This is a genomic window from Candidatus Insignibacter tubulum, from assembly GCF_056790205.1.
In genome coordinates this window covers 628,265-639,339 of record NZ_CP199715.1, presented here as the reverse complement: position 1 = coordinate 639,339, position 11,075 = coordinate 628,265, and the positions used below count along the sequence as shown (strand labels likewise).

At 31.9% G+C, this 11,075-nt stretch carries 7 protein-coding genes and 1 tRNA gene; all 8 read left to right on the top strand.

The window, feature by feature from the left end; genetic code table 11:
- Positions 1–29: 29 nt before the first annotated feature.
- The 8 genes from trxA (at position 30) to prfB (ending at position 11,049) form a co-directional block, all read left to right on the top strand.
- The gene (trxA, locus tag ACUBP5_RS02720) at positions 30–350 is read left to right on the top strand and encodes a thioredoxin (RefSeq protein ID WP_482168118.1); all 321 of its coding nucleotides are present in this window, start codon (positions 30–32) and stop codon (positions 348–350) included.
- A gap of 67 nt (positions 351–417) precedes the next feature.
- Positions 418–491, top strand: a tRNA-Asp gene (locus tag ACUBP5_RS02715).
- Between the two features lie 587 nt (positions 492–1,078).
- Positions 1,079–1,909, top strand: coding sequence for a prephenate dehydratase (locus ACUBP5_RS02710; protein WP_482168117.1), 831 nt, complete (start codon positions 1,079–1,081; stop codon positions 1,907–1,909).
- The gene (locus tag ACUBP5_RS02705) at positions 1,906–3,060 is read left to right on the top strand and encodes a pyridoxal phosphate-dependent aminotransferase (RefSeq protein WP_482168116.1); all 1,155 of its coding nucleotides are present in this window, start codon (positions 1,906–1,908) and stop codon (positions 3,058–3,060) included. The genes ACUBP5_RS02710 and ACUBP5_RS02705 overlap by 4 nt, the downstream gene beginning before the upstream one ends.
- Positions 3,061–3,507: 447 nt before the next feature.
- Complete coding sequence (locus tag ACUBP5_RS02700; RefSeq protein WP_482168115.1) at positions 3,508–4,608, top strand: chorismate mutase; 1,101 nt, start codon at positions 3,508–3,510, stop codon at positions 4,606–4,608.
- 565 nt (positions 4,609–5,173) lie between these two features.
- Entirely contained in the window at positions 5,174–6,787 is a 1,614-nt protein-coding gene (locus ACUBP5_RS02695) for an acyl-CoA carboxylase subunit beta (protein WP_482168114.1), read from the top strand.
- Positions 6,788–6,913: 126 nt separating this feature from the next.
- Positions 6,914–9,517, top strand: coding sequence for an ATP-dependent chaperone ClpB (gene clpB, locus ACUBP5_RS02690; RefSeq protein ID WP_482168113.1), 2,604 nt, complete (start codon positions 6,914–6,916; stop codon positions 9,515–9,517).
- A 443-nt stretch (positions 9,518–9,960) separates the two neighbouring features.
- On the top strand, positions 9,961–11,049 hold the full coding sequence (gene prfB / locus ACUBP5_RS02685) for a peptide chain release factor 2 (RefSeq protein ID WP_482168112.1): 1,089 nt from the start codon (positions 9,961–9,963) through the stop codon (positions 11,047–11,049).
- Positions 11,050–11,075 lie beyond the last annotated feature (26 nt).

Sequence of the window (11,075 nt, the reverse complement as noted above, 5' to 3'; positions counted from 1 at the left end):
AGATCACAAAAAACCAAAGATCAATAATTATGACGCGAGAAATAACAGATAAAGAATTTAAATCTTCGGTACTTGAATCAGATAAACCTGTTTTAGTTGATTTCTGGGCTCCTTGGTGTGGTCCCTGCAAAGGATTATCACCTATTCTCAATGAGATTTCTAATGAATATAAAGACAAGGCTTTAATATTTAAGATAAATATAGATGATAATCCTAAAATCGCTTCGACTTATAGTATTCAAAGTATTCCTACCCTAATGTTTTTTAAACATGGGAAAGAAGTAGATAGGAAGGTAGGATTAGTCTCTAAAATAATTATTAATGATCAACTTAATAAAATGATAAATTAAATGTTTAAAAAAAAAATATTTTTTCTTAGAACTTTAATAAAACATTGTATATTCGCAATCTGAAACAGGTCTGGTAGTTCAGTTGGTTAGAATACGTGCCTGTCACGCACGGGGTCGCGGGTTCGAGTCCCGTCCAGACCGCGTTTTTAAAATTTAAGAGATAAACTCACTAATAATTTTATCTTTTACATTTTTATTTTCTATATTCTTTTTTATCAGCAACAAGTCCCCCATATGGGGGACTTGTTGCTGATAAAAAATTATTAATGAAGATATAATGTTTTTTAACACTACTGTTTATATAAATTTTATAATTAATCTTTTTATAATCTCAAAAATTAGTGAGATAGGGATTATTATGTCTCATTATAAATTACGTTTAGTGTTTTAATAGAGTATAGTTCTTAAATACCAAAAGGTCTAATGATCTTTTGATATTTAAGAACTATTTATTTTCAAAGTTTCTATGTTATAGAAATACATGATAATATTTGAGTTTATTCGAAATAAATAAATATCTCAAGACTTAAATAATTGTAAAAGCAAAAAACAATTATTAGTTTTGTTGATAAAACAAGGGACTGAATATTTATAGTTTATAAATATTCAATATATAAGGAACTTTTTTATTTGAACTCCCAAAAGGGAGCTTTGTTATACTATTTAATATTTTTTATCAAAAATGCAAAGCCCCGAAAAAGGGATTTTTTTATTTTTAAGGAATTTACATGAAAGTAATTGCTATACAAGGCATAAAAGGGTCTTTTCATCATATTGCCGCTATAAAATATTTCTATAAAAATCCTTTTAAGATTTTAGAATGTGATAGTTTCAAAAAACTAGTAGAAATGCTAGTTTTAAACAAAGCAGATTTAGGTGTAATGGCTATAGAAAATTCTATAGTAGGTAGTATTCTTACCAATTATAATTTAATTTCTGAAAATAATATTAAGATTTTAGGGGAGATTTACATACATATTGAGCAGCATTTAATGGCACTTTCTGGACAAAGAATAGATACTTTGCATGAGATTTCTTCACATCCTATGGCATTACAACAATGTTCCGATTTTTTTCATAAGTATCAACATATTAAGATGTCTGAATGTTCAGATACAGCTCAAGCGGCTTATAATATCGTGAAAAAACATTTAACCTCTATAGGCGCTATAGCTTCTTCGCAGGCGGCAAAAGAGTATAAACTAGAAATTTTAGCTCAGAATATTCATAATGTACCTAATAATTACACGCGTTTTTTAATTATCAGTTTCTTAAATAGTCAAGAAATTATAGGTAAGTTTGATAAAGTCTCACTAAATTTTAAGATTCCTAATCAAATTAGAAGTTTATCAAAAATACTAAATATTATTTCAGAAAAAAATATAAACATTATTAAGTTACAGTCAGTCCCTATTATAGAAAGACCTTGGGATTATTCTTTTTATATAGATTTACTAATTAAAGATCTAGATGCTTATGCATGTATCAAATCAAAATTTGAAAAACAAGAATGTAAATTTTCGATACTTGGTCAGTATAAAAACGGATGGAACTTATGAATATTTTCCCTGCTATACGAACGCATACCCTTAAAGAATACTATTTTTCTAAAAAGTTTAAAGAAATTGAACAGCTTAAAGCTCAAGGAAGAGAGATTATTAATCTGGGAATAGGTAATCCTGATGGATATCCTCCATATCATGTGATAAAGAGAATGCAACAAGCATCTGAGAAAATAGAAGCTAATGGATATCAAAGCTATATTGGAATAAAAAAACTTCGTGAGGCCTGGTCTGATTGGTATAATAAAAATTATCAAGTTTCTCTAGACGCTGAAGAAGAAGTTTTACCACTTATGGGATCTAAAGAAGGTATTATGCACATTAGCATGACATATGCTCAAGAGGGAGATCAAGTATTAATCCCCGATCCTGGATATCCTCCTTATTCTTATATAACGCAACTTGCTGGAGCTGAGCCGATTTATTATTTGCTTACGGAAAAGAACTATTGGTTGCCAGATTTAGAAAATCTTGAGAGAAAAGATCTATCTAGAGTAAAAATAATGTGGGTAAACTATCCTCATATGCCTACAGGAGCTTCAATAAGATTGAACGATCTAGAAAAGATTGTAAATTTTACTCAAAAACATGGATTACTTTTAGTATATGATAATCCTTATAGTTTTATTCTTAATCAATATCCGATAAGTATTTTTCAAATTGAAGGCGCAAAAGAGAATTGTCTTGAACTTCAGTCCTTAAGTAAAAGTTATAATATGGCTGGATGGAGACAAGGTATGCTTGCAGGGAGAAAAGAGTATCTTACAGAGATACTAAAAGTAAAAAGTCAAATGGACTCAGGAATGTATCTTCCTCTTCAAATAGGTGCAATAAAGGCTCTTCAATCTTCAAATGAATGGTTTAAGCAACTTAACTTAGAATATCAAAAACGAAGAGATATTATTTGGGATATTTGTAAAGTTCTCAAATTAAATTATAATACAACAAGTGCTGGGTTATTTGTATGGGCAAAACTAACTACCGGAGAAGAGGATAAAATATGGAGTGATAAACAACTTTATGACAAAAATGTATTTATTACCCCAGGTAGCATATTTGGTAAAAGTGGATGTGGTTATGTACGATTTTCTCTTTGTTCTTCCCTTACCTTGCTTGAGAAAGCAAAAAAACAACTTTTTTTATCATGAGTCCATCTCAGTATTATAGAATTTACATTGATAGATGGATTAATAGTGATATTTTTCAAAAATTTTGATTTTGATAAATGTATTATAGCTAATTAAATTTATTATTTATAGAATGTTAATAAATAATGCTATAAAAAATATATTTTTAGACTTTTTATATGCCTTATTTATGATGAAACTACTATGCTAGATACCATATAAATATGAAACAGATCAAGTAGCATCTTAATATTATAAAATATATCGATTTATTATAGCTGCTTATCCCATCATAGAAACTAAGTCTCAGGCTTAAATTCAAACTCAAGAGAAATTTTATTATAAAATAAATTATCCATTATTTTATGATATTTAGGAGAATACTCCAAAGCTATTATAAATTTAAAGAAAAAGATATCAATGTTACACATATTGATATCATTAGTTTAATGATTAAAAATAAAAACTATGCCCCCTAAACTTAAAGATCTTCATCAAGATTGGATTCTTAGCTTTAAAAAACCTTTGATTATATCAGGTCCGTGTAGTGCCGAGAGCGAAGAACAAGTGTTAAAAACGGCTATGAAAATGGACACATCTTACATACAGGTTTTTCGCGCTGGAATTTGGAAGCCTCGTACCAAACCTGGTGGTTTCGAAGGAGTAGGTGAAATAGGCCTGCGTTGGCTTCAAAAAGTAAAACAAGAAACAGGCATGTTTATTGCTACGGAAGTAGCTAATGCAGAACATGTAAAAGCTGCCCTAGAACATGATATCGATATACTTTGGATTGGCGCTAGAAGCACAGTAAATCCCTTTACGATTCAAGAAATTGCTATAGCACTAAAAAATACAGAGAAAATTATATTAGTAAAAAACCCTGTACATCCAGATTTTGATCTTTGGATAGGCGCACTCGAGAGACTTATAGCACAAGGGATAAAGAAATTAGGGGTAATACATCGTGGATTTTCAGCTTATAAAAAATCACAATATCGTAACCAACCTAATTGGCAAGTAGCCTTAGATTTTAAAGGATATTATCCTAATATTCCTATATTATGTGATCCTTCACATATTTGCGGAGAGAGAGAAGGAATTATGACAATTGCACAACAAGCGTTTAATTTTGAATATAACGGTCTAATAATAGAAACACATCACAATCCAGATGAAGCTTGGAGCGATGCTAATCAGCAAATTACTCCTGAACGTCTTCTAGAAATTCTTAAGGGAATAAAATTTAGAGGAAAAGATAATTCGCAAGATATTGAATATCAAAAAAAATTATCTGGCATAAGGACTCAAATTGATGATCTTGATCAAAATATATTTGCTCTACTAGTTCAAAGATTCCGATTAGCTGAAGAGGTGGGAAAGCTAAAAAAAAATTATAACATAGCTATATTTCAACCTAAACGCTGGGAAAAAATTACTGAAAGACTAAAAAGTTTTACTCAAAGTATTGGTCTTTCTAAGGAATTTGCTGAATCTTTTTTTAAGTTAATTCATCAAGAATCTATAAATATTCAAAATAAAATTATGCAAGATATCGATCATAAAAACTAATTAGGGCCTCTCTATTTATACACTAAATAAACAATTAGCATGTAATGGATACTACTATATAATCAGAGTAGCACTATAAAATTTTAGAATTATAAATTTTATAAAAATTATATGGTAAAGTAGTATACCTATCGCTAGGTTTTTTTATGATTACCATTAATAAATGAACATATTTATCTATAAATATAAAAAAAGTCATAGAATAATTGTTTCCTTACAAAGCTTATTAAATTTTCCTAATGTTATCTTTTCTATTAAATGAGAATTAAAACTCTGTATTAAATATCGGATATAGGTATTTTAGTAACAGAGGGAAATAATATTGATCAAAAAAAACGAAAGCTCTATTGGCTCTCCTTGATTAAAAATATACGTAATCCACCAATTAGAAGACAATTAATTTTATTAGGAGGGGGAAGGGGGGGGTAGGTAGGGAGTTACATACTATTTTTTAGTGCCTTTATCTATAGGGTATTCATATATTTTTAGTATAAGGGTAATATTTAAACATTCTTCTTGATATAAAATCAAAATTCATAAAAAACCACTCCAAGTAAATTGATTAATGAACAGGCTCTTTAAAGAAAGAAAAACTCACTACGAATCTCTCATATTAAAACTTAATGATCGTCTTACAAAAATCTATGAAGGGACAGGAGAAGAGAAAATTAAAAAGCAAAAAGAAAAGGGAAAGATGTACGTTAGAGAGCGCATTAATTACTTGCTAGATACTCATCCAGATTCTATAGAGATCGGAGCCTTGTGCAGTTATGAAATGTACAATGAACAAGGAGGTTGCCCTTCAGCAGGCGTCATTGTAAAGATAGGTTATATAAGCGGTCATCTTTGTATAATAGTAGCCAATGATGCTACAGTAAAGGCAGGATCTTGGTTCCCTATGAGCGTCAAAAAAAATTTAAGAGCTCAGGAAATAGCTATTGAAAATCATCTACCTATTATCTACCTAGTAGATAGCGCTGGAGTTTATCTCCCTTTGCAAGCAGATATTTTCCCTGATAAAGAACATTTTGGACGCATTTTTCGCAATAGCGCACGCATGAATGCGTTAGGTATTATCCAAATTGCAGCAGTTATGGGTAGCTGTGTTGCCGGCGGAGCTTACTTACCTGTGATGAGCAATGAGATAATTATGGTTGAAAATACATCTAACCTTTTTTTAGCAGGTCCTTATCTAGTTAAAGCCGCTATAGGAGAAATTACTGATAATGAAGGCCTAGGGGGAGCCTCTATCCATTGCGAGCTATCGGGAATCGCTGATTATAAGGTGAAAGATGACAAGGAGGCTCTTGATAAAATCAAAAATATAATGGAGAAAGTAGGTGTTGGGGGAAAAACCGGATTTAACAGAAAAACCCCTCTTCCCCCACTTAAACCTATAGAGGAAATATATGGGATTATACCTATAAGTCGCACAGAACCGTACAATATGCACGAAGTTATCGAACATCTAGTAGATGAAGGCAAATATGATCAGTATAAATCACTTTATGGCAAAACACTAATCTGTTGCTATGCCCGTATAGAAGGATGGGCTATAGGTATTGTAGCAAATCAGCGTAATCTGGTCAAAGATAAAAAAGGTGAGATACAATTTGGAGGGGTTATTTATTCTGATTCAGCTAACAAAGCAGCACGATTTATCATTAATTGTAATCAGAAGAAAATACCGTTAGTGTTTTTACAAGATGTTACAGGATTTATGGTAGGATCTCGATCTGAACAGGGGGGAATTATAAAAGATGGCGCGAAAATGATCAATGCTGTAGCTAACTCAATAGTTCCTAAATTTACTGTCATAATAGGAAATTCTTATGGAGCAGGCAACTACGCTATGTGTGGGAAAGCTTACGATCCACGTTTAATCCTTTCGTGGCCCTCTGCAGAATTAGCCGTTATGGGAGGTCTACAGGCTGCTCGAGTATTATCACAAACACAAAATTCCCATGGAAAATCTCATGATGACAAAATCCTTAATAAAGGACAATTCTATACTATTCAGAAGGATTATCAAAAACAAAGTTCCCCTTATTACGCAGCTGCTCGTTTGTGGAGTGATGCCATCATTGATCCTGTTGAAACCCGTCTTTGGATAAGTAAAGGTATTGAGGCAGCCGAAAATGCACCTATTAAAACCCGATTTACTATAGGTTTAACTTAAAAACCCGCACATGCTTTATCTAATTATATTACAATATTTTATTATCTTTACTTTATTGAGACCCCCTGCATAGGGGTCTCAATAAAGTTTTTTACAAAAAAACTGATAAGAAATAGTATCTGTCTTATGAATCTAAATAAATTCACAATAAAATCACAAGAAGCCCTAAAAAAGGCTCAAAGTATTGCTCAGGATCGAAATCATCAGATAATTGAAAATATCCACCTTTTCAAGGGTATTCTCGACACTGATGATAACATAACTCCTTTTTTATTAAAAAAACTTCAGGTAAATATTCAAAATTTAGAACAAGAACTTGATCGACTACTAAATGAGTCCCCTCGCATAAGTGGAAACAGTAGCCAAAATTGGAGTTCAAAAGTTATACAAACACTCAACCAAGCCCAAATACTATCAGAAAAAAACAAAGATAATTTTATCTCTGTAGAACATATTCTATGGGCTATCTTTCAGGGAAAAGATAGTGTAGCAGCCCTTTTAAAAGATCAGGGAGTCACTGAGAATGATTTTGAAAAGTGTATAGAAGAGATTCATAAAAAAAATGGTCCAGTTCAATCACAAACTTCAGATTTTATCTTTAATGCCTTAGAAAAATACGCTAAAAACCTAAATAAAGCTGCTCGCCAAGGCAAACTCGATCCAGTGATTGGACGCGATGAAGAAATTCGACGAGTTTTGCAAATTCTATCGCGTCGTACTAAAAACAATCCCCTTCTTATAGGGGAACCCGGGGTGGGAAAAACCGCAATAGCTGAAGGTCTAGCACATCGCATTATAAATAGAGATGTGCCTGAGAATCTAAAAGAAAAACATGTTTTTTCTTTAGATATGGGTGCTTTAATAGCAGGAGCTAAATATAAAGGAGAATTTGAGGAACGATTAAAATCCGTAGTAAAAGAGGTTATTCAGTCTTCAGGGGAAGTAATACTCTTTATCGATGAAATTCATACTTTAGTAGGTGCTGGAGGTGGTGAGGGTGCTATGGATGCAGCTAATATCCTTAAGCCTGCTTTAGCACGAGGAGAACTACGCGCAATAGGGGCTACTACTTTAAGTGAATATCAGAAATATTTTGAAAAAGATAAGGCATTAGAACGTAGATTTCAGCAAGTATATGTAGATGAGCCTGATTTTGAATCAGCTATAGGCATCCTAAGAGGAATTAGGGAAAGATATGAAACACATCATAAAGTACGAATTAAAGATGAGGCAATTATCGCTTCTGTAGAACTCTCACAACGTTATATAAGCGATCGTTTTCTTCCCGATAAAGCTATAGATCTCATGGATGAGGCTGCTTCTAAACTCCGAATGGAAATTAATTCTAAGCCTGAGTCACTTGATATTCTCGATCGTAAAATTATGCAACTCGAAATCCAAATAGAGGCTATTAAACGTGAAAATGATGATAAGCAAGTAGCCTTACTTAAGGAAGATCTAGCACAACTTAATGAAGAACGTAAAGAGCTCAATGCCCAATGGCAACACGAGAAGGAACTTGTAGAGGGGATACAAAAAGCTAAGGAGAATATAGAACATTTTAAAATAAAAGCTGAGCAAGCTGAACGGATAGGGGATTACGGGAAAGTAGCTGAGTTAAGATATGGCAAAATAAAACAAGAAGAAGAAAAAGTAAAGAATCTTGAAGAACAGCTACATAATAAAAATAAAGGGAAAAAAATGATTCAGGAGGAAGTCACACGAGAAGAAATAGCTGAAGTTGTTTCCCGTTCAACTGGCATACCCGTAAGAAGTATGCTACAAAGTGAACGTGAAAAACTTTTAAATTTAGAGAGCGAATTACACAAAAGAGTAATAGGTCAACAAATAGCTATAGAATCTATTTCTAATGCTATACGACGATCGCGTGCAGGACTTCACGATAAAAAACGCCCTATAGGTTCCTTCCTTTTCTTAGGCACTACGGGAGTAGGGAAAACCGAACTTGCTAAAACTTTAGCTCAGTACCTTTTTGATAATGAAAACCATATGGTACGTATCGATATGAGTGAATATCAGGAACGACACGCAGTAAGTCGCCTCATAGGCGCCCCTCCAGGTTATGTAGGTTATGATGAAGGAGGTCAGCTTACCGAAATAGTTCGCCGTAGGCCTTATTGTGTAATTTTACTCGATGAGATTGAAAAAGCCCACCCATATGTTTTTAATATATTATTACAAGTACTTGATGATGGACGGCTTACCGATAGTAAAGGACGAACAGTAAATTTTAAGAATTCTATCATTATCATGACTTCCAATATAGGATCTGAGATGATTTATGAGTATTTTGAGGAGGAAGATTATCAAAAAAATTATGAAAGTACAGAGGGGATAAAAAGAGATGTATTAGGATTATTAAAAAAAACTATACGTCCCGAGTTTATTAACCGCATAGATGAAATCGTACTTTTCAGCCCATTATCTAAAAAAGAAATCGCTGATATTGTGCGTTTACAACTCGAAGAACTTACTAAACTCCTAGCTCATAAAAATATAACTATACAGGCAAGCGAAGAAACTATAGTGTATTTAAGTGAAAAAGGTTATGATTCTTATTTTGGTGCACGCCCCCTTAAGCGTCTGATTCAAGATAAAATACTTAATGAACTATCTAAAGAAATGCTCACAGGTGAAATTTCTGATGGAAGTGTTTTATTAGTCGATTATTTTAAGGAAAAAGGTATTGTCTTCCGAAAAATTTCATGAGAATTTACAGAAATTAAGTCTCTTCTTTATCCTTTAAAAGGATCATAATAATTTTTATAACTTGCAACTATAACTACTTTTTTATCAAATTTATAATTTGATTATCAATCGTATGGATTGATAATTTAAAAACTTTAAGAAAAATAATTATAAGTTTCGTTTTATGATAGTTATATATTTCTTTAAAGAAAAATTTTTTAAAAGAGAAATAGTTATAACAGAGAAGGAAATATTCATTACTAAATTATTAATTATCTATTTATTTATTTTAACCATTTAAAATAAGTAAACTATATTTAAGTAATATTTTAAAATCCAAAAAAAATCTCTCACGGTAAAAGGATAATATAATTCATTACCACTATACAATTTTATTGTATCCATAAAATCTTATAATACATGAACAGCTTATTTTAAGTATATATTTAAAAAATATTTAATTTATGATTACCCAAGATGAAATTAGGGATCTAGCTGAGCGTGTAAAAAAACTTTATCAAAGTCTTGATATTAAAGGTAAAGATTTAGATATTATCAATGAAGAAAAAAAAACTGTGGCTCCTGATTTTTGGAATGATACGCTACAAGCACAGAGTATTTTAAAAAATTTACGTTTTAGTAAAAAATGGGTGGAAAATTATCAACAAGCTAAAAAATCTCTCGAGGATCTAGAAGTGCTCTATGAGTTTTTTAAAGAAGGACAATGCAACATTGAAGAATTAAAAAATCAGACTAAAAAAACTCAAAAAATTCTCTCAGATATTGAATTTAAAAATATGCTCTCTGAGCAAGAGGATCCGTTAGGAGCAGTGCTTCAAATATCTTCTGGTGCCGGAGGGACTGAAAGCTGTGATTGGGCAGCTATGCTTGTACGTATGTATTTAATGTGGGGAGGGAAAAACGACTATAAAATTACTCAAATCCATCACGTGACAGGCGATGTAGTTGGTATAAAATCTATAACCTTAGAGTTTGAAGGTGATTATGCTTTTGGATATCTTAAAGGAGAAAATGGAGTACATCGTTTAGTGCGTATATCTCCTTTTGACAGCAATGCTAAAAGACATACTTCTTTTGCCTCTGTCTATGTTTATCCGCTTATAGATAGTAATATTAAAATAGAAGTAAAAAACTCTGATATTCTGTGGGAAACTTTTCGCTCAAGTGGGGCAGGAGGACAAAATGTAAATAAAGTAGAAACAGGCGTTCGTTTGCGGCATCATCCTACTGGTATTGTCATTGAAAACACCGAATCTCGCTCTCAACTTCAAAATAAAGAAAAAGCTTTACAACTTTTAAAATCTAGAATCTTTGAAATAGAGTTGCAGCAACGCCATGCTAAGCGAGATGAAATAGAAGCTCAAAAAAGAAAAATAGAATGGGGATCTCAGATACGAAATTATGTAATGCATCCTTATAAAATCGTGAAAGATCTACGAACAGGATATGAAACTTCTTCTATAGATGCTGTAATGGATGGCGAAATTGAAAATTTTATGAAAGAATTTCTAATGATTTCAAAAAAAAAATAGCCCCTCTCGCTTACTAATATTAGTTA

What these genes read in the sequence shown, in the direction of transcription:
- ACUBP5_RS02700 (WP_482168115.1), top strand. Translation starts at nt 3,508, where the DNA reads ATGCCCCCTAAACTTAAAGATCTTCATCAAGATTGGATTCTTAGCTTT.
- ACUBP5_RS02695 (WP_482168114.1), top strand. Translation starts at nt 5,174, where the DNA reads ATGAACAGGCTCTTTAAAGAAAGAAAAACTCACTACGAATCTCTCATA.
- trxA (WP_482168118.1), top strand. Translation starts at nt 30, where the DNA reads ATGACGCGAGAAATAACAGATAAAGAATTTAAATCTTCGGTACTTGAA.
- prfB (WP_482168112.1), top strand. Translation starts at nt 9,961, where the DNA reads ATGATTACCCAAGATGAAATTAGGGATCTAGCTGAGCGTGTAAAAAAA.
- ACUBP5_RS02705 (WP_482168116.1), top strand. Translation starts at nt 1,906, where the DNA reads ATGAATATTTTCCCTGCTATACGAACGCATACCCTTAAAGAATACTAT.
- ACUBP5_RS02710 (WP_482168117.1), top strand. Translation starts at nt 1,079, where the DNA reads ATGAAAGTAATTGCTATACAAGGCATAAAAGGGTCTTTTCATCATATT.
- clpB (WP_482168113.1), top strand. Translation starts at nt 6,914, where the DNA reads ATGAATCTAAATAAATTCACAATAAAATCACAAGAAGCCCTAAAAAAG.